This is a genomic window from Arthrobacter sp. GQ119 (assembly GCF_059759125.1).
In genome coordinates this window covers 1-21,680 of sequence record NZ_JCAXEA010000010.1, presented here as the reverse complement: position 1 = coordinate 21,680, position 21,680 = coordinate 1, and the positions used below count along the sequence as shown (strand labels likewise).

Here is a 21,680-nt window from a genome sequence, read left to right as displayed (position 1 = left end):
GTTGACCCAGGCCATCATGGGACGGACCCTGAAGAGGCAGGGTTTGTACCCTGCCTGCACCGGGATACAGGCAAAAAATCATTGATAACCGTTCGCAGCTCGCCTATGCTGTGACTGTTGGAGGTCATGCAGCGGCTGATGACAGTCATTCGATACGAATATCCTGCAACGAGGCAGGCAATATTCGGGATAGGCACGCCGTGACCACAGCCGCAAATCGCCATTTCCCCCACCACTCCATGACAGTGGACACCGAGTACGTCGCCAAGCCGAACTGCGACAAATGCGGAACAGACGAATTCATCTACCTTGAGTCTTTTGTTCCACCCAGATACCGCCAGGACGGCACCGTCAGGACGCTGGGCGAAGCAGCCTACACCTGCACAAGGTGCGAGGAATTTTCCGCCCACAGCGTTCCCTCGTCCTGGGCACCGCCGGGCTGGTACCTGGGCTAGCCCCGGGGCTTTAACTAGAGAAACCAGCAGGTCTCACCACCACGCAGGGTCTCATCACCAACATCGCAAAACTGGCGGGCACCGATGGTGCCCGCCAGTTCTTTCGTGGCCGCCCGTTCTTTGTGGCATGCCGTGCCTGCCGCGGATCCAAAGCCGCGGCAGGCATATTGCTAGATCAGCGAATCCGACAGGTGGTTCGGCGTGCCGAACCGGTGCGCCGTGATGCTGACGGCCTGCTCGTGCAGGAAGGGCAGCAGCTCAACGCGGCCGGCTTCGGTCACCTCGTGCGGGTAGACGGCTACATCCGGACGGCCGCCGATTGCCTCAGCCAACTCAGCAGCAGACCCGCCGATCAGGCGGATGCGCGCGCCCGACAGTTTGCCGGCGGAGGCAAGCCGGCCGGCGGAAGCCAGCCACGCGGCGTCGTCCTCCACCGTCACCGGGATGTCCAGTCCGGTCAGCACCGCGCGGAGCTGTGCCGGGAGGGCGACGGCGGTGGAGACCGTCAGCTGCGAACCGGCCAGGACGCCGGCGGCTACTGTGCGGACGAGCGCGCGTAGGGTCTCGCCGTCGGAGAGGCGGACGGTGACCGGAAGGTTGCGGTACCGGAAGATGTTGCGCTCGGCGCTCAGGCCGGAGACATCCTTCGCCGTACCAAATTCGTCAGCCCAGGCGACGGCGTCGGAGCCGAGTGCACGCTCCAGCGCCTCGATCTCTGCCGCGTCGAGCTCGCCCTGCATCGCGTTGACGAGACGGCCGACACCGGGGTGGGTGATACGCGCAGTGGCACCCTGCGAGCTTTCCTTGCTGGTCCACTCACCGAGGCCGACCAGGTAGTTGGGTCCGCCGGCCTTGGTGCCGGCGCCGACGGCCGACTTCTTCCAGCCGCCGAAGGGCTGGCGCTGCACGATGGCCCCGGTGATTCCGCGGTTCACGTAGAGGTTGCCGGCCTGGATGGTGTCGAGCCACAGGCCGAGCTCTTCGGCGTCGAGCGAGTGCAGGCCCGCAGTGAGGCCATAGTCCACTTCGTTCTGGATGGCGATGGCGTCTTCCAGGGTTTCGGCCGTCATGACGCCCAGCACCGGGCCGAAGAACTCGGTCAGGTGGAAGTAGGACCCGCGCTTGACGCCGTAGCGGACGCCCGGGCTCCACAACCGGCCGGTGTTGTCCAGCTTGCGGGGTTCCACGGCCCAGTTCTCGCCGTCACCCAGGGTCGTGAGGGCGTTGAGGAGCTTTCCGTTGGCGGGCTCGATGATGGGGCCCATCTGGCTCGTGGGGTCTTCCGGGTAGCCGACGTTCAGGGAAGTCACGGCATCGATCAGCTGGTTGCGGAAGCGCTTGGACTTGGCAACCGAGCCCACCAGGATCACCAGTGAGGCTGCGGAGCACTTCTGTCCTGCATGGCCGAAGGCCGAGTAGGCAACATCCTTGGCTGCGAGGTCGAGGTCCGCGCTCGGGGTGACGATGATGGCGTTCTTGCCGCTGGTCTCTGCCAGCAGCGGCAGGTCCTTGCGGAAGGAGCGGAACAGTTCCGCGGTTTCGTAGCCGCCGGTGAGGATCACGCGGTCCACGGCCGGGTGGGAGATCAGCTGCCGGCCGAGCTCACGCTCGCCCAGCTGCACCATTGTCAGCACGTCGCGGGGAATTCCGGCCTCCCACAGCGCCTCGATCATGACGGCGCCGCTGCGGCGGGCCTGCTTGGCGGGCTTGACCACGACGGCGGATCCGGCGGCAAGTGCCGCAAGTACTGAACCGGCGGGAATGGCCACCGGGAAGTTCCACGGCGGAGTCACCAAGGTGAGCTTCGCCGGGACGAAGGTGGCGCCGTCGACGTCGTCCAGCTTGCGGGCTGATTCAGCGTAGTAGTGCGCGAAGTCAACGGCCTCGCTGACTTCCGGGTCGCCCTGGTCGAGGGTCTTGCCCGTTTCACTGGCCATGACCTCCAGCAGGTCGGCGCGGTGGGCTTCAAGGACGTCGCCGGCCCGGTGCAGAATCTCTGCGCGTTCGGCGCCGGTCAGCGCACCCCAGGCCTTGCCCTTGTCGACGGCGGTCGCGATGACCGTGTTGAGGGTGTCCGCGTCCGTGATGGTCGCGGCCTCGACCGCAGCGTTGCCCAGCGTCGAGGACGGCACGCGGTCCAGGATGGCCCGGCCCCAGTCGCGGTTGGCGGGAAGGGCAGGATCGGTGTCCGGCGTGTTCTCGAAGTGGTCGTGCGGCCTGGGCACGGCCGGGAGGTTGCGGTTCTGCCGGCGGCTGGGCGGCGGCACCTCGTCGTCGAGCTTTTCCAGGGAGGAGAGGAAGCGCTGCTTCTCGCGCTCGAACAGTGCAGTGCTTGTTGGGGAGTTCCCCCCCAGCTCAAACACGGCGGACATGAAGTTTTCCTGGCTGGCGCCCTCTTCGAGGCGGCGGATGAGGTAGGCGATGGCGACGTCGAACTCGGCCGGGTGCACCACCGGTGTGTAGAGCAGCAGGGAACCGACGTCCTTCTTCACGGCTTCGGCCTGGCCCTGGGCCATGCCGAGCAGCATTTCGAATTCAATGCCGGACTCAACGCCGCGCTGCTTGGCAAGCAGCCACGCGAAGGCGATGTCGAAGAGGTTGTGGCCTGCCACGCCGATCCGGATGTTCCTGATGCGGTCCGGGTGCAGCGAGTAGTTGATGACGCGCTTGTAGTTGGTGTCCGATTCCTGCTTGCTGCCACAGGTGGCCAGCGGCCAGTCGTGGAGCGAGGATTCGACCTGTTCCATGGGCAGGTTGGCGCCCTTGACCACGCGGACCTTGATGGCGGCGCCGCCGTCGGCGCGCCGGGCGGCTGCCCAGTCCTGGAGGCGGATCATGGCGGACAGTGCGTCCGGGAGGTAGGCCTGCAGCACGATGCCGGCCTCGAGGTTCTTGAACTCGGGCTTGTCCAGGATCCTGGTGAAGACCGCGATGGTCATGTTCAGGTCCTTGTATTCCTCCATGTCCAGGTTGATGAACTTGGCCTTCTGCCCGGCGCCGGCGAAGGAGGCGGCGCGGGCGAACAGCGGGGTGAGCCGCTCGACGACGTGCTCCACGGCCTCGTCGAAGGCCCAGGGAGAGTGCGGGGCAACGGTGGAGGAGACCTTGATGGACACGTAGTCCACGTCCGGGCGGGCCAGCAGGGTGTGGGTGCCCTCGAGCCGGCGGGATGCCTCGTGTTCGCCCAGGACTGCCTCACCGAGGAGGTTGACGTTCAGCTTGACGCCGTCCTTGCGGATTTTCGCGATGGCGGGTCCCAGCTTGGCGTCCGTGGCATCGACGATCAGGTGGCCCACCATTTCACGCAGGACGCGGCGGGCGATCGGGATGACGACGTTCGGCAGGACCGGCGCCATGGTGCCGCCGAGGCGGACGGCGCTGCGCATGTGCCAGGGCAGGAAGGCAGGAACCTTTGGTGCCAGCGCCGCAAGGTTCCGGGCGGCGACCTTGAGGTCCTCGGGACGGACCACGCCGTCCACGAAGCCAACCGTGAAGTCCAGGCCGTTCGGGTCCTTAAGGACACCGGCGAGCTGTTCGGCTGAAGCGTCCGCGGGGATGTTGGCGGCTTCGGTCAGCCACCGGCGCACCAGCGCGATGGCTGCATCTGACAGGGCCGCCGCTTCGGCGACGGGGGAACCCGCCGGGCGGGTAGCGACGGCGCCGGTCTCGGCGGCGTCCTTGCCTGCAGAAACACGGTGATCCGTTGCGATGTGGGTCATGGCTAGTTCTCGTTCTTTCCGTGGGTAGTAGCTCTTATTGATCAGTATGGGCTTCAATTCACGTAAGATAAAGCGATCTTTCCTGAGCGATACAGGTTAGAAAAGCCAATCGTTTTTGGGCGGCACTCTCGCCTCAAATTCCCCGGAAACCGGGACGTTCCCTCACCTTTCGCCGCCAAACAACGAACCCTCCCTCACCAGGGGTGAGGAAGGGTTCGCGGGGGCGGCTCCAAAGTGAGGGAGAGTTGCGGGATTGGCCGCAGAGCGTTGAACTACTACACGGGCGAGTGCATCTCCACGGCTTCCTCATGCCTCGGGCTGTTCGGGTTCATCAGCGAGTGCCTGCGGCCGTAGGCGAAGTAGATGACAAGGCCGATGAGAAGCCAGACGCCAAAGCGCATCCACGTTTCCCAGTGAAGCTGGAACATGAGGAAGGCCGAGGCCAGGACGCCGAAGGCCGGGACCAGGGGCATCAGCGGCAGGCGGAACTCGCGCGGCGCGTCGGGCTTCTTATAGCGGAACACAATGACCGCAAAGCAGACCACGACGAAGGCGGCGAGAATACCGATGTTGGTGAGGTCTGCCACGGCCTTGATCGGGAAGACTCCTGCCAGCAGTGCAGACGCGACACCGGCGATCCAGGTGACGCGCTGGGGCGTGCCGTGGCTGTCCGTCTTGGAGAACCAGCCCGGAAGCAGGCCGTCGCGGCTCATGGAGAACCACACGCGGGTCACGCCCAGGAGGAACGTCAGCATGACGGTGAGGATGGACAGCACGGCAAAGACGGAGATGATGGTGGCGATGACGGGCAGGCCGACTCCGGCGAACGCCGATGCGAACCCTGCAGCCGGATCAATGTCCTGGTAGTTCTGCATGCCGGTGAGGACAAGGGTGGCCGCGACGTACAGGAGCATCGCGATGATCAGGGACAGGATGATCGCCTTGGGCATGTGCTTCTTGCCGTCCGTGGCTTCCTCCGCAGCGGTACTCATGGCGTCGTAGCCGAACACGGCAAAGAAGACCGTGGCAGCGCCGGCAAAGACCGGGCCTATGCCGCTGGGCATGAACGGGTTGAAGTTCTCTGCATTGATGTAGAAGACGCCCAGTCCGATGATGAAGAGGATGAGGACCACCTTGATGGCGACGGCCACGAGCTCGAACCGGCCAAACGCCTTGGTTCCGCGCGACAGGATCCAGGTGACCAGCAGGCAGACCAGGATGGCGGGGATGTTGACGATGCCGCCCTTGCCTTCATCCGGCGTGGAGGTCATCCAGACGGGCATGTCGATGCCGATGCCGGACAGGAACGCATCGAAGTAGCCGGAGATGCCAATGGCCACCACCGCCACGATGGCAATGTATTCGAGCAGCAGGTCCCAGCCGATGAACCAGCCGATCACTTCGCCGAGGGCAACGTAGCCGTAGGTGTACGCGGAACCGGCGCGGGGGATCATGCCCGCAAACTCGGCGTAGGAAAGGGCCGCGGCAGCTGAGGCCAGGCCGGCGATCAGGAAGGAAAACAGAACCGCGGGGCCGACGCCCGGCGTGCCCTCACTGCCATGGGCCACGAGCCCCGCCAGCGAAAAGATGCCGACGCCGATAATGCCACCGACTCCGATGGCCGTGAGCTGCCACAGTCCGAGGGACTTGAAGAGGCCGCTGTGCTTGTTCTCGATTTCGATGTCATCTATGGGCTTTCGCCGAAGGATGGACTGGGTCGGGTCTTTGGTTGTCATTCGGGGACTCCTGCGTAGGTGCGGCCCCATCATCCGCCCTGTGATGGGGGTAACTCTGATCAGTATGCAATCAACGTTGCATTAGATAAAGTGACTAATACTGACCAATATTCATTAGATCTTACGAAGGAACAGTCTATGCTCGATGTTCGCCGTCTGAGACTGCTCCGCGAGCTGAAGATTCGGGGCACCCTCGCAGAGGTGGCCGCAGCCCTGCAGTACAGTCCTTCATCAGTCTCCCAGCAGCTGGCCCTTCTTGAGAAGGAGGCGGGTGTGGAGCTGCTGAGGAAAACCGGACGGAAAGTGCAGCTCACGCCTCAGGCGGAAGTTCTCGTGGCCCATACCGCCCAGCTGCTCGAGACGCTGGAACAGGCGGAAGCCGACCTCGCGGCCTCCCTCACCACCGTCTCGGGGACCGTCCGGATCGCGGTCTTCCAGTCGGCGGCGCTGGCCCTCATGCCGGACACCCTGACGCTCATGGCCGGAACGTACCCCGAGGTCAGGATCGAAATGACCCAGCGGGAACCCGAAACGGCGCTCCACGAGACCTGGGCCAGGGACTTCGACATTGTCATCGCCGAGCAGTACCCGGGCCATGCCGCTCCGCGCTATCCGGAGCTGGACCGGATCAAACTGACCACCGATGCCATCCGGCTGGCCGTTCCGCCCGGCTCAGGGGACCGGCCGCCAATCACGTCCCTTGCGGATACGGCGGAGTTGGCATGGGTCATGGAGCCCCGCGGCGCCGCTTCCCGCCACTGGGCTGAACAGGCGTGCAGGAGTGCCGGGTTCGAACCCGACGTCCGTTTCGAAACCGCTGACCTGCAGGCCCAGATCAGGCTGATCGAGTCGGGCAATGCCGTGGGCCTCATGCCGGATCTTGTATGGACCGGGCGGGGCACCACTGCCGAGCTGATTGAACTGCCCGAGAAACCGCGCAGGACCGTGTTCACCTCCGTTCGCCGCTCCAGCGCCCAGCGCCCAGCCATTCTGGCGGCCCGCGAGATCCTGGCAACCACTGCCGCTTCCATCGCAGCCTCGAAAGACCACGAGATGGAGGGCCCGGCATAGTGTTCCCTGGCTCACAGCCAAACGTTGACCCCGGCGTTAGACTGTTCAGGTTATGAATCGCACAATGTTTAAGTCCAAAATCCACCGCGCCACCGTCACGCACGCAGACCTGCACTACGTGGGTTCCGTCACCGTGGACCTGGACCTGCTGGACGCTGCCGACATTCTTCCCGGCGAGCTCGTTGCCATTGTGGACGTCACCAACGGCGCCCGCCTTGAGACGTACACCATCGCCGGGGAACGCGGTTCAGGCGTGATCGGCATCAACGGCCCGGCCGCGCACCTGGTTCAGGAGAACGACGTCGTCATCCTGATCACGTACGCCGAGATGACCACCGAGGAAGCCCGGGCCTACGATCCCAAAGTGGTCCACGTCGACAAGAACAACAAGATCATCCAGCTGGGCAACGATCCCGCCGAAGGCCTCACCCCCGGGCTCCTGCGCCCGCCCTTCGCGCTGAACAACGCCTCCCTCAGCTGAGGCTGCGGACTTGACGGGATAACGAGATCCCTGCCACAAGCCAATCCCTCTCAGAATAAATCTGATTAGGCTGGGATTGTGGACGCCTCCCCCAGTACATCCGAGCCTGCAGCGACAGCCGAATGCTAGGCGTACTTGCGGGCTTTTTCGTCGTCTGGTCCATCATCCTGGTGGGAATGTTCGTTGGCCGGCGGGGCATCCTGGGCGATAACGCCCGCCAGGTCCTCAGCGGCCTGACCTTTTTCGTGGCCAGCCCGGCGCTGCTCTTCGAGACCCTGAGCAAGGCCCGGCTCCAGGAAGTTTTTGCCGCCCCGCTGCTGGTTGCCGCGGTGGGAGCACTGGCCACCGCCGCCATTTTCTTCGTCATCGTCAGGTTCCTGCTCAAGCGCAGCACGTCCGAATCCCTGGTGTCATCGATGAGCGCGTCCCTGGCCAACTCAGCAAACCTGGGCATTCCGATCGCCGTCTACGTCCTGGGCGACGCCAGCTATGTGGCTCCCCTGCTGATCTTCCAGCTCGCGTTCTATACTCCGCTGCTCCTCATGGCGCTGGATTCGACCACCAGCGCGCACCGCACCACTCCGCTCCGGTTCGTCCTGATGATCCTGAAGAACCCAATGATCGTGGGTTCTGCGCTTGGGCTCGTGGTTGCTGGAACCGGCTGGCAGGTCCCGCCCTTGATCCTGCAGCCCATTCACCTGATCGGCGGCGCCGCCATTCCCGCCATGCTGATGGCCTTCGGCATGAGCCTGAACGGTTCCCGGCCGCTGCAGGCCGCCACAGCGCGCAGGGTGGATGCCCTCGTTGCGAGCGCGTTCAAGCTCATCGTCCACCCGGGTATCGCCTACCTCTTTGCGCGCTTCGCGCTCGGCATGGAAGGCCACGCTCTCTTCGCGGCCGTGGTCACGTCCGCCCTGCCGACGGCCCAGAACGTTTTCGTGGCAGCCAGCCGGTACCGGACCGGCCTCACTGTCGCCAAGGACACGGTGCTGATCACCACTGTCGTGGCGGTGCCGGCCATGATCGGCGTGGCGGTGCTGCTGACATGACGGTGCAGCTGATGACGGTGACAGACAACGGCCCGACTTTGGAGGAATCGTGAACACTGGTTTGGACACTGTGGTCATTGGCGGCGGCGCCATGGGATCCGCCGCGGCATGGGCGTTGGCGCGGCGGGGCCGGGACGTGACCCTGCTGGAGCAGTTTGGGCCCGGGCACAGCATCGGCGCATCGCACGGCGCCACCCGGAACCTCAGCCTTGCCTATTCCGAGCCGGATTACGTTGCCATGCTGGCGGAAACGCTCCGCCTCTGGCGCGGGCTCGAGGAGGAGAGCGGCGAGCAGCTGCTGGCGCGCACCGGCGTCGTAAACCACGGCCCTGACCCGGCACTCGGCGCGATGCACGCCGCGCTGAACCATGCCGGCCTGCGGGCCAAGTTCCTGCCGGCGGCGGAAGCCGGCGAGCGCTGGCGCGGCATCCGTTTCGACCAGCAGGTGCTGTTCATGCCGGACGGCGGACAGCTCAATCCCGAACTGGCGCTGCCGGTCCTCCAGCGGCTGGCGGTCCGGCACGGCGCGGAGGTGCGGCACCATGTGAAGGTGGTGGACCTGCAGGTTCTCGACGACGGCGTCCGCGTCACCGTGGACGACGGCGGCGCCGCCGAGGTGCTCACCGCGCGCCAGGCGGTGGTCACCGCCGGCGGCTGGACCTCGAAACTGCTCGGGGGCATGCCGGGAACGCCGCGGCTGACTGTCACGCAGGAGCAGCCCGCGCATTTCGGCATGGCGGACGACGGCGCAGCCTGGCCCGGGTTCAACCATTTCCCGGGGACCGGCCCGGACTACGCGGGCTGGTACTCCCCTGTGTACGGGATGCACACCCCGGGCGAGGGAATCAAGGCCGGCTGGCACGGAGTGGGGCCGGTGGTGGATCCGGACCGCAGATCGTTCCAGCCCGAACCGGTGCAGCGGGCCGCGCTGCAACGCTACGCGAGGCAGTGGCTGCCCGGCGTGGATGCCGACTCCATGACCGACATCAGCTGCACCTACACCACCGCTGCGGACCACAACTTCATCCTTGACCGGCTGGGGCCCGTGGTGATCGGGGCGGGATTTGCCGGCCACGGCTTCAAATTCACGCCGGTGGTCGGCAGGATGCTGGCAGACCTCGCCACCGGCGCCGGCCCCGCTCCCGCAATCTTCTCAGCGTCACGGCCAGGCCTCAGCTAGGGCGAACCAGCCGGCTGGAACGGCGCTTCCCTGGGCAGTACAGCTAGCTCCGCTGGTGCCGGTCCAGGAGTCGGGCGCAGCGGATGAAGCCGAGGTGCGAATAGGCCTGCGGGTGGTTGCCCAGGTGCGTTTCCGTGCCGGGGTCGTATTCCTCCGGCAGCAGCCCCGTGGGCCCGAACAGGTTCACCAACTGGTCGAACAGGTCCCACGCCTCGGAAATGCGGCCCACTGCCACGTACGCCTCGATGAGCCAGGTGGTGCAGATGTGGAAGCCGCCCTCCAGGCCCGGCAGGCCGTCGTCGTACCTGTAGCGGAAAACGGTGGGGCCCACGCGAAGCTCGCGTTCCACGGCCGTCACGGTGTCCAGGAACCGCTGGTCGGTGACGTCCAGGAGGCCCGACAGCCCGATGTGCAGGACTGCGGCATCCAGGTCCGGGCTGTCATAGGCAACGGTGTAGGAGGCGGCGGCACCGTCCCATCCCTCGCGGAGCACCTCATCCCGGATGGTGGCGGCGGTGCCGGCCCAGCTGGGTTCGGGCTCCCGGCCGTGGCGGGCGGCCGTGCGCAAGGCCCGGTCCAGCGTCACCCAGCACATCACCTTCGTGTAGACGTGATGCCGCGGGGCCCGCCGGGCCTCCCAGATCCCGTGGTCCGGCTCGTGCCACCGTGCCAGCACCGCATGGGCCATCTGCACCATCAGCTCCCAGTGCGGGTCCTCCAGTGCACCACGGGCATCGCTCAGCCCGTGGATCAGCTCCGCGATGGGCCCGAACACATCCAGCTGGACCTGGTGGTCCGCGGCATTGCCGATCCGGACGGGCCGCGACCCCGCATAACCCGGCAGGCTTTCAATAATCGCTTCCGTCGACAGCGGTGCACCGGTGACCGAGTAGAGCGGGTGCAGCCATTCCGGCCCGGGAGCATTGGCCAGGATCCTGCCCAGCCAGCGGAGGAAGCCGTCGGCCTCCTCCGTCGAGCCCAGGTCCACGAGTGCGTTCACCGTCATGGAGCCGTCCCGCAGCCAGCAGTAGCGGTAGTCCCAGTTGCGGGTTCCGCCGATTCCCTCCGGCAGCGACGTGGTGGGCGCCGCGAGCACGGCACCGGTGGGCCCATGGACGAGCGCCCGCAGCACGAGGGCCGAACGGCGCACCAAGGACGGTTTGACGGACGGCAGGGTCAGATCCTGCACCCAGCGGCGGGAATGGTGCGCGACGGCGGAGCGGCGGGCGGCTTCGTCCGCCGCCGCTTCGTCCGTCGCGGCTTCGTCCGTCCCGTCCGGGGGGCGTTGGGCCTCGGTGTCGCCGCAGCGAAGGTTGAGGATCACCGGGCCCTGCCGCAGGTTGACCTCGGCCGTGGCCGTGGCGTGCCGGCCGTCCGAGGTGATGGAGAAGCTGACGCCGGGGGCCAGCAGGATGATGGGATCGGACGTGCCGGCGACGTGCAGCTCACCACCGCGCGCCTCCATGCTGAACGGGGCGTTGGCGTAGTCCGGCCGGGGCGCGAAGACGATCCGGGCCGCTCCCGTTCCGGACAGCACCCGGACCAGGCTCGTGATCCCCTCGGGGGCCGGTTCAAGGTAATCGGTCACAGTCACGTCCGCCCACCGGGTCTCCACGATCATCGTGCTGTCCACATAGCGCTGGCCCAGCACCTGCGAGGCCTTGACCGGTTCCACCGAGAAGTGCCCCGCGGCGTCACCGCCCAGGAGGTGGGCAAACAGCGAGCCCGAGTCAGGCAGGGGGTGGCTCATCCAGCAGATCTTGGCGTCGGGCGTGAGCAGTGCCGTTGACGAGCCGTTGCCGATCATGGAGTGGCGCTCCAGGCCAACCGCGTCTTCACCGAACAGCCAGGCACGCCGCAGCTCAAAGAGGATCGCCAGGACCCGTGCAAACGATTCCGGATCCCGCAGCCGGTGCTTGGCCAGGCTCGGCAGCTCTCCTACCCACAGCCCCATGTCGGGGCCGCGGAGCGTGGCCATCGCGAATTCATCGCTCACTGCGTCACCGGCGTACAGCGCCGCGCTCACGCCGAGCCTGGACCGCAGGTGTTCAAGCGCATCGGCTTTGGAGGGCTCCACCACCGACAGGTCCAGCACCGAACCGTCCACGATGAAGAACAGGCCCAGGGCCTTGGCCACTTCCTCGGCCTTCTGCGCCGCCTCGGCTACGATTTCCGGGGCCGCCGGCCGGGTGTGCACCGAGACCGCCACCGGCTTCCGCTCGATGGTGATGCCCTTGTACGCGCCAATGGATTCGAGGAGGGCCTGGTTGGCCTGCTGCAGGACAGATTCGGTGGCAAGGGACAGGCCGTGGGCGAACCCCATGTCGAACTCTGCACCGTGGGACCCGACGAGGTGCACTTCCGCGGGCAGCCGTGACACCGCTGCCAGGTCCCGCAGCGACCGGCCGGAAATGACGGCCGCATGCGTGTTGGGCAGGGCGGCCAAGGCGCGGAGTGCAATCGCAGCACCGCCCAGGGGCAGGGTCTCGGTGGAAATGCCCTCCGCCGCGCAGAGCGTTCCGCCATAGTTGCAGGCCACCAGCAGCCCCGGCGTGCGTGCCAGGATCTTCAGTTCGCCGAGCAGCTGGGGCGTCAACCCGTCATCGGCGGCATCCGACTGGACGAACGCCCTCAGCAGGCCCAGCGGCAGGGATTTGGTCAACAGTGCGGAATCGGCCACCGTTTGATTGAGCGGAGTTGGCATGCTCGGAATTCCTTAGGATCATCCCCAAATGGACGTTGATCCTCTCAGTGTCAGGCGCGGCCATTTCCCCTGAATATCCCGGTCATTGCGATCGTGTAACTTCGGCGGCGTCTTCTGCCGTGGCGCCCACAGCAACCGGCAGCTGCCTAGGCGCGGACCAGCCCCGCAGCCTCCGCCAGCAGTTCCACCGAGCGCAGCCGCGCGGACGTGCCCGTCGCCTGGTGCGCGACGATGAGTTCATCGGCGTCGGCGTGCCTGGCGAAGCCGTCCAAGTACTCCAGCACGACGTCCGGCGTTCCGACGGCCGAATATTTCATCATCTGCGAGACGTGCTGGCCCTGCGGAGAGTCCAGGATCATGTCCGCTTCGTCATCGGTAAACTCCCTCCCGCCGCCGAAGAACAGCGAGACGCGGGCGCGCAGGGTGGCCCGGAGCATCTCCTGGGCTTCAGGCGCCGAGTCGGCGGCAATGACGTTGGCACCGGCAATGACATGCGGCGCCTCCAGCTGCTCGGAGGGCCTGAATTCCCGGCGGTAGACGGCCACCGCGTCCTGGAGCGCGTTCGGCGCAAAATGCGAGGCAAAGGCGTAGGGCAGCCCCAGCTGGGCGGCGAGCCGGGCACCGAACAGGGACGATCCCAGGATGAACAGGGGCACGTTGGTTCCCTTGCCCGGCGTCGCCTCCACGCCCTGGATGCGTGTGGGTCCGGTCAGGTAGCCCTGCAGCTCCAGCACGTCCTGCGGGAAGGTCTCCGCCGACGAGGCATCGCGGCGGAGTGCCCGCATGGTGTTTTGGTCGCTGCCCGGTGCGCGGCCGAGTCCCAGGTCGATGCGCCCCGGGTGCAGGGTTTCCAGCGTTCCGAACTGCTCGGCGATGGTGAGCGGCGAATGGTTGGGCAGCATCACGCCGCCCGCTCCCAGCCGGATGCCTTCGGTATGGGCAGCCACATGGGCGATCAGGACGCTCGTGGCCGAGGACGCAATCGAAGACATGTTGTGGTGCTCCGCGTACCAGACCCGCCGGTAACCAAGCTCCTCCGCGCTTTGGGCCATGGCCACGCTCCCGGCGAAGCTCTCCGCCGCCGTCTGGCCCTTGCCGATGGTTGCAAGGTCAAGGATGGAGAGGGGAACAGTCACAGGGAAGCCGGCCTTTCGTTGCGGAGCACGGGCGGCCGGCTGGGGTGGTTGCGGTTGGTTGCGCGGCACACCTTCGACAACGACGGCGGCGTGAGGGTTATTTCTGACAGGCCGGGTGATGCTGTCCACAGTTTTGCAGGCAGCCACTGGCCGCCGGGTATTGATCCGCCACTAAGCTAGCCGCATGGCCAACAAATCAACAGCAGATAAAGTCGCCACGATCCAAAAGGGCTATGCGCTTGAGGGCGCCACCATCGAGCTGGGGGCCGCCATCGTCGACGGCGACGTCCACAAAGACGCGCCGGTCAGGTTGCCCCTGGCCATGATGAACCGGCACGGGCTGGTAGCCGGCGCCACCGGCACGGGCAAGACAGTCACGCTCCACATGATGGCCGAGCAGCTCTCCGCCGCGGGTGTGCCCGTTTTCCTCGCGGACATCAAGGGCGACCTGTCGGGCCTCGCCACGGCCGCCACGGGGAGCGAAAAGCTCGCGGCGCGGACCGAGAGCATTGGGCAGCAGTGGGCGGGCAAGGCGTTCCCGGTGGAGTTCCTGGCCCTCGGCGGCGACGGCAACGGCGTCCCGGTCCGCGCCACCATCACGTCGTTCGGGCCCCTGCTGCTGTCGCGCGTCATGGAGCTCAACGACACCCAGGAGTCCAGCCTCCAGTTGGTCTTCCACTTCGCTGACAAGAACAACCTCGAGCTGATCGACCTGAAGGACCTCAGGGCTGTCATCCAGCACCTCACCTCCGACGAGGGCAAGGACGCCCTGCAGGAACTCGGCGGCCTGTCGAAGGCGACGGCCGGAGTCATCCTCCGGGAGCTCGTGGCGTTGGAGGCACAGGGGATGGAGCGCTTCTTTGGCGAGCCCGAGTTCGACACCGCCGAGCTCCTCCGGACTGCCCCCGACGGCCGCGGGGTCATCACCTGCCTCGAACTTCCCACCCTGCAGACCAAGCCCATGGTGTTCTCCACCTTCCTGATGTGGCTGCTGGCGGACCTGTTCGAAGACCTGCCCGAGGCGGGCGATCTCGACAAACCGAAGCTGGTGTTCTTCCTCGACGAGGCCCACCTGCTGTTCAATGACGCCTCCAAGGCGTTCCTCCAGGCCATTACCACCACGGTTCGGCTGATCCGCTCCAAGGGTGTGGGCATCTTCTTCGTGACGCAGACGCCGAAGGACGTTCCTGCCGATGTGCTCGGCCAATTGGCCAACCGCGTCCAGCACGCGCTCCGGGCCTTCACACCGGAGGACGCCAAAGCACTCAAGGCCACGGTCTCGACCTTCCCTGTCAGCGACTACGACCTGGAGGAGACCCTGACGTCCGCTGGCATCGGTGAGGCAGTTGTCACGGTGATGAACGAGAAGGGGGCGCCTACGCCCGTTGCGCTAACCCGCCTGCGGGCCCCGGAGTCAGTCATGGGTCCCAGCACAAGCGAGCTGGTCAAAAGCACGGTGGCAGGCTCGGCGCTGCTGGCCAAGTACGGAACAGCCGTGGACAGCGTGTCAGCGTACGAAAAACTGTCCGGCCAGGCCGCTGCTCCGACGGGGCCCGCTGCACCGGGCCAGCCTCCGACTCCGGCCAGCGAGGTGTTCGTCCCCGGCAGCATAAATCCGGACACCGTGGATGCAGAGGCCCGCCGCATCGAGGAAGAAATCCTTGGACGGCCGAGCAGCCGGCCCGCCCCGGAACCCGAACGTGCGCCCGCGCCACGCTCCGCGCAGCCGGCCGGCGGCATGATGGAGGACATCACCGGGGCACTCGGCGGAGCCCTTGGCAGCGGTCTGAAAAGCATGGTCCGGTCGATGGGAACCCAGCTGGGCCGCGAACTGTTACGCGGCGTTTTCGGCACCTCGTCCCGGCGCCGCCGCTAGTGCCAAGGGGCGTCACCGCCATCGGTGACGCCCCGCCGTCGGACGCTCTCCTTTCCTGTGTACGTCATGCTCGGAACCTGCAACTCCTGAGTTCGCATAACTAGCAGGTAACGTAAGGGGCGTGCAGATGAGTCAAGCGTTGGTGAAAATGGCGGCCGGGTGGCTGCTGGGCCTCATGCTTGCCGTGGCCGGAGCCATTGTTTCGGTCAATCTCGTGAACAGCTCCGTAGCCGGCCCGCAGCAGCCCGTCCGGGAATACCTGGACGCCCTCCAGGAGGGTGAGGGCGAGCGGGCACTGGGCCTCCTCCGTGCCTCGGTACCGGACGCAGACCCGGCCATGCTCGACGGTTCAGCGCTGCAGACCTCCGCGTCACGCATCGCGAATGTCAAGATCGGCGATGCGGTAGCCCGCGGCGGCAAGCGCGTGATGGTGCCCATGGAGTACACGATCGACGGCAGCCGCCTGCACACTGAATTCCTGCTGGAAAGCACCGGGACGGAGTGGCTCTTCTTCAACAAGTGGGCCTTCGTTCCCGCCGCCCTGCCCACGATTGACGTCACTGTGGTGAACTCCAACGAGGCCACACTTAACGGGGTGCCGGTAAACACGCCCGGCGGCCGCGGCAGCTTCGCCGTGTTCTACCCGGGCGAGTTCGAGGCCTCCTTGAACGGGGAGTTCTTCTCGGCGAAGCCCACCCGGGCGACCGTCTCTGCACGGGAGGTCCCCGCCGCGCCGCTGAATCTCCTGACCCAGGCGACGGACGACCTGAACCAGGCCGTGGCGTCCAGGGTCAAGGAATTCCTGGACAGCTGTGCCGCAGACGCCATCAAACAACAGCGCCTGCAGCCCGACTGCCCGTTCTACCATGCCACTGCCAACAGGGTGGTGGACGGAACCATCAAGTGGAGCATCACCGAGTACCCGAGGATCAGCATTGAGCCGTTCGAGGGCAAGTGGGTGGTTGCGCCCCTGGACGGCAAGGCCAGGATCACCGCCGAGCAGGTCGACCTCTTCACAGGCGGCGTCTCGCCCCTGGACGTGGAGCACGATTTCAGCTTCACGACGCGCCTGGACATCGACGGCGACACCATCAAGGTCACGCCGCTCCTCAGCTTCTAGGCGGCCTTCCAGGACGCTGTCCAGCACGGCTCTCCAGCCCGGCCGCCCAACTGGCCCAGCTTTGAGGCGGCTGACGCACCGGACCGCATTCCTCCCGTTGCTGTGCCAGTAATGGGGCTGGGCCGGCGGACGCAGTTGCCAGAGCCGGGCCGCTGACGCACTGGCCCACTTTTGAACCCGCCAGGAACAGAACCGGCCCGGTCCTCAACCCATGAGGGTCGAAAACCGGGCCGGTTCAGCACAAGGCGGCAGGATCAGTCCATGCCGCGGAGGTCCAGCACGAGTTCTGCGTCGCCGTCGGCCTGCAGCACCACCGGGATGCCCCAGTCCTGTTGGTACAGGTGGCATGCGGCATGGTCCGGGATCTCGCCGTCCTCAGTCTCGGGCCCGTCGCAGGCCGCGGCGCGCGCCGTAATGTGCAGCACGCCCTCGGGTACGTCGGAGGCCAGCTCCAGGGTGCGGAGCAGGCCCACGGACGTGCCGCCGCCCGCCACGAGCAGCTCCGGAGGGGTGGACGAAATCTTCAGCTGCGTGGGGTCGCCCCAGCGGTCATCGAGCTTCTGGCCGGTGGGCGCCTCGAAGCGGACTGTCAGGTCCAGCAGGCCCGGTGCCACGGGGCTCTTGGGCCGGTGCGTCTGGACCGCGCCTTCGTCCACCTGCTGGGCTTCCTTGGGGATGGGCACGTAGACCAGCTGATGCTTGTTGGCCTCGACCACCACCAGGAGCGGTTCCTTGCCTGCCACCCGGGTGTGGTCGACGATGACGTCGGAGGGTTCCAGGAGCCCGCGGGCGAGGGTCGAAACAGTCTTGGTCGCGGGGTCGTAACGGCGCACGGCACCGTTGTAGGTGTCGGCAATGGCGACGGAACCGTCCGGGAGCACAGTGACGCCGAGCGGGTGCTGCATGCGCGCCTCGGCAGCTTCGCCGTCGCGGAACCCGAAGTCGAAGAGTCCCTTGCCTACGGCGGATTCAACAGTGACCGTCCCGTCGTCGCCAATGACCAGCTTCCGGAGGGCAGAGGTCTCTGAGTCGGCCACCCAGATGTTGCCGTCCGCGTCCTCGGCAAGGCCGGACGGCTGGGCGAACCAGGCTTCGTGGGCGGGTCCGTCGAGGAGTCCTTCAAGGCCGTTGCCGGCGATGATGGACACTTCCCCGGTCAGCGGTTCAAAGCTGAAGATCTGGTGCACGCCGGCCATGGCAATCACCACGGCGTTGAGCTTGGAAGACCAGACAACGTCCCACGGTGAGCTGAGGGAGACCTCGAGCGGGTGGTCGCTGAGGCGTCCGGTGAAGCCGGCGGCGTCCTCGTCCACGCGGGCGGGACCGGTCTCCAGCAGGCGCTGCACACCGTTGCCGGCGAGCGTGGTGACGGTTCCGTCGGCGAGGGACAGCCCCCTGAGGCGGTGGTTGACGGAGTCGGCAATCACGACGTCGTAGCCCGTCTTCGCTGCCACGTCTTCCGGCAGCAGGACAAGGCCCTGGGGTTCGTTGAATTCCGCGACCGGCTCACGGGAGTCCAGTGCATTCCCCGCGCCGTCGGCGTACCCCTTCGCGCCGGTGCCAAACGTGCCGAGTACCGTGTGGAAGTCGGCGTCGAGCTCCACGACCCGGTGGTGGCCCGTATCCGTGACCAGCCATGTGCCGGCACCCCGGCCGGCGGCGCCGTCGTCGGGCTTTCCGGGAGCCGAGCCCCGACCGGCGGGGAGGAACAGGGCCTTCCCCGGGAAGCGGAGGGTGCCCGACGTGGGCTCCGGCGCGACGTAGGGGCCGCTGCCGCGGTGGAGTGTCCCCCGGGCTTCGTGCTTGGCGATGAGCTCGGGGATCAGCACGCCGAGGCCGTCGGCGTGGCCTTCGCCGGAGAGGTGGGCCACGATGTAGCCCTCGGGGTCGATGACCACCAGCGTGGGCCAGGCGCGGGCCGTGTAGGCCTTCCAGGTGTCCAGCTCGGGGTCGTCAAGGACCGGGTGGTGGATCTCGTAGCGCTCCACGGCTGCGGCGAGGGCCACGGGATCGGCCTCATGCTCGAACTTCGGGGAGTGGACGCCCACCGTCACCAGGACGTCGGAGTATTTTTCCTCAAGCGGGCGGAGCTCTTCGAGGACGTGAAGGCAGTTGATGCAGCAGAAGGTCCAGAAATCCAGGAGGACGATCTTGCCGCGCAGGGCCTCCAGGTCCAGGGTCTTGCCGCCGGTGTTGAGCCAGTTGCGGCCCACCAGTTCGGAGGCGCGGACCCGGTGGTGGGTGCGTACGGTTTCGCTCATCAGCGTCCTTCCAGCTTTGAGTTGCGTTCAGCCAGCTTGGCATCGCGTTCCGCCAATTTGGCAAACATATCGTTGTAAGCGGTGAGATCGGCGTCGTTATTCCTGTCCGCCGCCCGGTCGGTGCGGCGCGTCTCCCTCGCGTCGGACCTGGACCACATGACGGCGACGCCGATCGCCACCAGCAGCGTGGGCACTTCGCCGATGCCCCATGCCACGGCCCCGCCCAGTTGCTGGTCCACAATGGCTGATGGTCCCCACTCCCGGCCAAGGTTGCCAAAGTAATCCGCCGCGAGCAGCCCGGTGCCGCCCATGATGGCGACGCCGAAGAAGGCATGGAAGCCCATGGTGGCCAGCAGAAGCACGAGTCGCAGCGGGTACGGTGCGCGCCGCGGCAGCGGATCGGTGCCGATCATGCTGAGCACGAAGATGTACCCGGTCAGTGCGAAGTGCAGGATCATCAGCTCGTGGCCCACATGCTCGCGCATTGCGAAGCCAAACGCGTCGGAGTAGTAGAACAGCACGATCGAGCCGGCGAAGTTGGCCGCGGCGAAGAGCGGGTGCGTCACGAGCTGCGAGAACTTCGAGTGGACGAAGACGAGGAGCCACTCGCGGAGGCCGCGGGAGCCGTCGGTCCTGGCGGGGAGGGCCCGCAGGGCGAGCGTGACGGGTGCACCGAGGACCAGGAAGAGCGGTGCCACCATGGTGAGGGCCATGTGGTCCACCATGTGCGCAGAGAACAGCACGCGCCCGTAGACCGCCGGTGCCCCTGAGGTGATGTACGTCAGCACCAGCAGGCCGACCACCCAGTTCACGGAGCGGAAGATCGGCCATTTGTCCCCGCGGGCGCGGACCTTGGCCACGCCCAGGAAGTAGGAGGCGAGCCCGAATACGGCGACCGCTACCCAGATCCAGTCCACCCGCCACTCGGTGAGCCAGCGTTCCGGAGTCAGTTCCGGGGGCAGTTCGTAGCCGGACAGGATAAATGCCGGCGAGGCGTCAGGGGCATAGGTGGTGGGTTCCGGGGGCGCGGAGCGGCCGAGTGCCACGGCGATTCCCGAGGTGGCCCCCATGATGAGGAGTTCAATGAGAATCAGCTGCCAGAGCACGCGGCGCGAGGACACGCCCGCACCCTTGCGGTTCAGCTGCGGTATTACCCATTGCCGGTGCATGAACCCGATGCCGCCGAGAACGACGGTGGCGGCGGTCTTCGCCACGATCAGCTGGCCGTAGGGGGAGCCGAACAGATCGGCCCAGCTGGCAACCCGGACGGTGGAGTTGACCACGCCGGAGGCAAAGACCAGCAGAAAGGCGAATCCCGCAAGCGAGGAGAACCGCCGCAGCGTGGGTTCGGTGATGTCCGAGGTTCCACCCGGGCGGGACACCACCGCGCCACCCGCGGAGCTGCGAGTACCGGAGACAAGGCCGGAGAGCAGGGCAAGCACGATGATGCCGCCCACCCAGACGCTGACACCCACCAGGTGGAGTCCAAGTGAGCTGATGGCTCCCTCGTGGTCGTTCGAACTTGCGGAGTGGCCGATGAGGGCCGTGGGCGTCAGCCCGATCAGCGCCAGCAGCAGGGTCAGTGCCAGGCCAGTCAATGACCGGACACCGAACAGGGCGGTGGTGACTACGGCCGCGATGATGGTCACCGTCAGCCAGGCGCGTCCGGTGGGAATGTCGGTCATGAAGAAAACGAGTGCCCTGGTGAACTCCGCGTCGCCAGAGACACCCTGGCCCGCCACATCAGCATAGGTGAGCACCAGGACGGCGATGGACGACAGCGTCCAAGCCACGCCGGCTGCGGCCGCGATGGCCAAGGCCCGGGAGAAGGCCGGGTGCTCAGGGGCGTCATCGTCCTTGGCGCGGCGGCGGTCCACAGTCCGGGGCAGAATGCCTGCGGCGAAGATGAGCCCGCCGATCACTGTTGCCAGCGAGACGTTATGGATCGCCTTGCTGGCGGGAAGGCCCCAGCGCACCAGTGCGCCTGGATCGGAGACCTCAGGGGCCATGGCCGCGCCCGTGAAGAGCAAGGCTGCAACGAGCCCAAGAAACAGCGCAGCGAGACCTGCCAGCTGCCAGGCATGTGTGATGCCGAGCCCGGCGCTGGCCTGGTTCAACCCGCTGCCCGGTTTGGGGGCAGACTGTGTGGTACGGGATTCTCCGGCTGAGGGCACCTATCCATTGTCCGCTAACGCCGCCTGCGCGGCGAATCGGCAGGAGTGAATCCGGGCACGCCGAAGGTTAAACGCAAGCGGGGCGGCAACCGGATGGTTGCCGCCCCGCTGAGCTGTGTGCAAAGACTACTTCTTGTTGGAAACAGCGGCCTTCAGCTTGGAACCAGCGGTCAGCTTGACGCTGTGGCCGGCTGCAATCTGGATGGTCTCGCCGGTCTGCGGGTTGCGGCCAGTGCGGGCTGCACGGTCGGTGCGCTCAACTGCGAGCCAGCCCGGGATGGTGATCTTCTCGCCGGAGGCGACGGAAGATTCGAAAACCTCGAACAGTGCATCGAGCACGGAGTTGACGGCTGCCTGGCTGGTGCCTGCCTTGCCTGCTACTTCTGCAACAAGTTCACTACGGTTCTTAGCCATTTATGTCCTCCTGGACGCTTTGGATCTCTGGAGCCTGCACACGGCGTGCGTGCAAGCCACTGTTCGAAAACTTACCAGCTTGCACCGCTGAGGGGGACAAATTCCCCGTGTTTCCGCGACTTTTTGACCTAAATCACCGGAATTCGGCGGCTTTGACACTGGATTCCGCCTTCAGCGGACGGGCCTCCGGGTCACCGCAGGCCAATAACGGTAGAAAAGGACGACGGCGGCACCTGGGTGAGGGGCGTCTGGTTCCGGACAGCGGGTGATGAGGGGCGTTGGTGTCTGGCCCCACCCGCTCGGC

The 21,680-nt window shown here is 66.4% G+C and carries 14 protein-coding genes; 7 read left to right on the top strand and 7 right to left on the bottom strand.

Annotation, left to right across the window (positions count from 1 at the left end):
* The first annotated feature begins 200 nt into the window (after positions 1–200).
* On the top strand, positions 201–455 hold the full coding sequence (locus AC6CH3_RS10775) for a hypothetical protein (protein ID WP_400580185.1): 255 nt from the start codon (positions 201–203) through the stop codon (positions 453–455).
* A gap of 170 nt (positions 456–625) precedes the next feature.
* Here the strand turns inward: AC6CH3_RS10775 and AC6CH3_RS10770 are convergent, their stop codons facing one another.
* Positions 626–4,174 (bottom strand): proline dehydrogenase family protein, encoded by a 3,549-nt coding sequence (locus AC6CH3_RS10770; protein ID WP_498132435.1) that lies wholly within the window; start codon positions 4,172–4,174, stop codon positions 626–628.
* A 275-nt stretch (positions 4,175–4,449) separates the two neighbouring features.
* Positions 4,450–5,910: an amino acid permease gene (locus AC6CH3_RS10765; protein ID WP_498132434.1), complete on the bottom strand. Its 1,461-nt coding sequence runs from the start codon at positions 5,908–5,910 to the stop codon at positions 4,450–4,452.
* A gap of 138 nt (positions 5,911–6,048) precedes the next feature.
* Between AC6CH3_RS10765 and AC6CH3_RS10760 the strand changes: the two genes are divergently transcribed.
* The 4 genes from AC6CH3_RS10760 to AC6CH3_RS10745 all read left to right on the top strand — a co-directional run bounded on the left by AC6CH3_RS10760 (position 6,049) and on the right by AC6CH3_RS10745 (position 9,691).
* The gene (locus AC6CH3_RS10760) at positions 6,049–6,981 is read left to right on the top strand and encodes a LysR family transcriptional regulator (RefSeq protein ID WP_498132433.1); all 933 of its coding nucleotides are present in this window, start codon (positions 6,049–6,051) and stop codon (positions 6,979–6,981) included.
* 52 nt (positions 6,982–7,033) lie between these two features.
* Positions 7,034–7,462: an aspartate 1-decarboxylase gene (gene panD, locus AC6CH3_RS10755; protein ID WP_498132432.1), complete on the top strand. Its 429-nt coding sequence runs from the start codon at positions 7,034–7,036 to the stop codon at positions 7,460–7,462.
* A gap of 122 nt (positions 7,463–7,584) precedes the next feature.
* The gene (locus AC6CH3_RS10750) at positions 7,585–8,511 is read left to right on the top strand and encodes an AEC family transporter (RefSeq protein WP_498132431.1); all 927 of its coding nucleotides are present in this window, start codon (positions 7,585–7,587) and stop codon (positions 8,509–8,511) included.
* A gap of 49 nt (positions 8,512–8,560) precedes the next feature.
* Positions 8,561–9,691, top strand: a complete 1,131-nt coding sequence (locus AC6CH3_RS10745) for an FAD-dependent oxidoreductase (protein ID WP_498132430.1) — start codon at positions 8,561–8,563, stop codon at positions 9,689–9,691.
* A gap of 43 nt (positions 9,692–9,734) precedes the next feature.
* On the opposite strand, the gene AC6CH3_RS10740 is transcribed toward AC6CH3_RS10745, so the two are convergent.
* Complete coding sequence (locus AC6CH3_RS10740) at positions 9,735–12,395, bottom strand: trehalase-like domain-containing protein (protein ID WP_498132429.1); 2,661 nt, start codon at positions 12,393–12,395, stop codon at positions 9,735–9,737.
* Between the two features lie 146 nt (positions 12,396–12,541).
* Complete coding sequence (locus tag AC6CH3_RS10735) at positions 12,542–13,531, bottom strand: LLM class flavin-dependent oxidoreductase (RefSeq protein WP_498132428.1); 990 nt, start codon at positions 13,529–13,531, stop codon at positions 12,542–12,544.
* A gap of 184 nt (positions 13,532–13,715) precedes the next feature.
* On the opposite strand from AC6CH3_RS10735, the gene AC6CH3_RS10730 reads away from it, so the two are divergent.
* On the top strand, positions 13,716–15,407 hold the full coding sequence (locus AC6CH3_RS10730) for a helicase HerA-like domain-containing protein (RefSeq protein WP_498132427.1): 1,692 nt from the start codon (positions 13,716–13,718) through the stop codon (positions 15,405–15,407).
* Between the two features lie 127 nt (positions 15,408–15,534).
* Positions 15,535–16,527: a hypothetical protein gene (locus tag AC6CH3_RS10725; RefSeq protein WP_498132426.1), complete on the top strand. Its 993-nt coding sequence runs from the start codon at positions 15,535–15,537 to the stop codon at positions 16,525–16,527.
* Positions 16,528–16,781: 254 nt separating this feature from the next.
* On the opposite strand, the gene AC6CH3_RS10720 is transcribed toward AC6CH3_RS10725, so the two are convergent.
* From AC6CH3_RS10720 to AC6CH3_RS10710, 3 genes are all read right to left on the bottom strand, one after another.
* Positions 16,782–18,788 (bottom strand): NHL domain-containing thioredoxin family protein, encoded by a 2,007-nt coding sequence (locus tag AC6CH3_RS10720; protein ID WP_498132425.1) that lies wholly within the window; start codon positions 18,786–18,788, stop codon positions 16,782–16,784.
* On the bottom strand, positions 18,788–20,962 hold the full coding sequence (locus AC6CH3_RS10715) for a bifunctional copper resistance protein CopD/cytochrome c oxidase assembly protein (RefSeq protein WP_498132424.1): 2,175 nt from the start codon (positions 20,960–20,962) through the stop codon (positions 18,788–18,790). The genes AC6CH3_RS10720 and AC6CH3_RS10715 overlap by 1 nt, the downstream gene beginning before the upstream one ends.
* A 126-nt stretch (positions 20,963–21,088) precedes the next feature.
* Positions 21,089–21,376, bottom strand: a complete 288-nt coding sequence (locus tag AC6CH3_RS10710; RefSeq protein WP_056625601.1) for an HU family DNA-binding protein — start codon at positions 21,374–21,376, stop codon at positions 21,089–21,091.
* Between the last annotated feature and the right edge of the window lie 304 nt (positions 21,377–21,680).

Bases quoted from the DNA above. Each gene is read 5' to 3' on its own strand.
- panD (WP_498132432.1), top strand. From the start codon at position 7,034: ATGAATCGCACAATGTTTAAGTCCAAAATCCACCGCGCCACCGTCACG.
- AC6CH3_RS10710 (WP_056625601.1), bottom strand. From the start codon at position 21,376: ATGGCTAAGAACCGTAGTGAACTTGTTGCAGAAGTAGCAGGCAAGGCA.
- AC6CH3_RS10750 (WP_498132431.1), top strand. From the start codon at position 7,585: ATGCTAGGCGTACTTGCGGGCTTTTTCGTCGTCTGGTCCATCATCCTG.
- AC6CH3_RS10725 (WP_498132426.1), top strand. From the start codon at position 15,535: ATGAGTCAAGCGTTGGTGAAAATGGCGGCCGGGTGGCTGCTGGGCCTC.
- AC6CH3_RS10765 (WP_498132434.1), bottom strand. From the start codon at position 5,910: ATGACAACCAAAGACCCGACCCAGTCCATCCTTCGGCGAAAGCCCATA.
- AC6CH3_RS10730 (WP_498132427.1), top strand. From the start codon at position 13,716: ATGGCCAACAAATCAACAGCAGATAAAGTCGCCACGATCCAAAAGGGC.
- AC6CH3_RS10720 (WP_498132425.1), bottom strand. From the start codon at position 18,788: ATGAGCGAAACCGTACGCACCCACCACCGGGTCCGCGCCTCCGAACTG.
- AC6CH3_RS10760 (WP_498132433.1), top strand. From the start codon at position 6,049: ATGCTCGATGTTCGCCGTCTGAGACTGCTCCGCGAGCTGAAGATTCGG.
- AC6CH3_RS10740 (WP_498132429.1), bottom strand. From the start codon at position 12,395: ATGCCAACTCCGCTCAATCAAACGGTGGCCGATTCCGCACTGTTGACC.
- AC6CH3_RS10770 (WP_498132435.1), bottom strand. From the start codon at position 4,174: ATGACCCACATCGCAACGGATCACCGTGTTTCTGCAGGCAAGGACGCC.